At 62.7% G+C, this 797-nt stretch carries 1 protein-coding gene; it reads left to right on the forward strand.

All coding sequences use genetic code 11. From position 1 onward, the window contains the following. The coding region (gene tssI, locus AACY52_RS28705) for a type VI secretion system tip protein TssI/VgrG (protein ID WP_339561125.1) at positions 1-797 on the forward strand (797 nt) is incomplete at both ends.

Genomic DNA, 797 nt, shown 5'->3' on the forward strand with positions numbered 1-797 from the left:
GACTATCAGCTGGCTGAAGGCAAAAGCGATCAGCCCAGCCTGCGCAGCGGGCACTTCTTCGACCTGACCGAACACCCGCGCCCAGCCTGCAACGCCTTGTGGCTGCTGCTCAGCGTGACCCACTCAGGCAAACAACCGCAGGCGTTGGAGGAAGCGATCAGCAGCGACGTCACAACCGAAGACGGCTTCACCCAGGGTTACCGCAACAGCTTCAGGGCGATCCCCTGGGATGTGTTCTATCGTCCGCCGCTGGTCACGCGAGAATCCGTCCTGGTCAGCCAGACCGCCCGCGTCACTGGCCCCGCCGGGGAAGAAATCTTTTGCGATGAATACGGACGGGTCAAGGTCGAGTTTCATTGGGACCGCGCCGAACTGGGCAGCGACAAAAGCAGCTGCTGGCTGCGGGTCGCATCCAGCTGGGCAGGCGAAGGTTTTGGCGCGGTGACCGTGCCGCGCATCGGCATGGAAGTGCTGGTGACCTACCTGGAAGGCGATCCCGACCAGCCGCTGATTACCGGTTGCGTGCCGAACAAGGTCACACCGCTGCCCTATCCCTTGCCGGCGAACAACACCAAAACCGTCCTGCGCAGCCACAGCTCACCGCACAGTGGCGGCTACAACGAACTGTCGATCGAAGACCGCGCAGGGCAGGAACTGATCTACCTGCGGGCCCAGCGCGACCTGGAGCAGAAGGTCGAAAATGACAGCCGCCTGGAAGTGGGCAACGAGCGCCGGGAAACCATCAAGGGCAACAGCATCGCGGTGTTCGAAGCTGAAGAACAGCGCACCGTCACGGC

The organism is Pseudomonas sp. EA_65y_Pfl1_P113 (assembly GCF_963970525.1).
Classification (GTDB): domain Bacteria; phylum Pseudomonadota; class Gammaproteobacteria; order Pseudomonadales; family Pseudomonadaceae; genus Aquipseudomonas; species Aquipseudomonas tritici.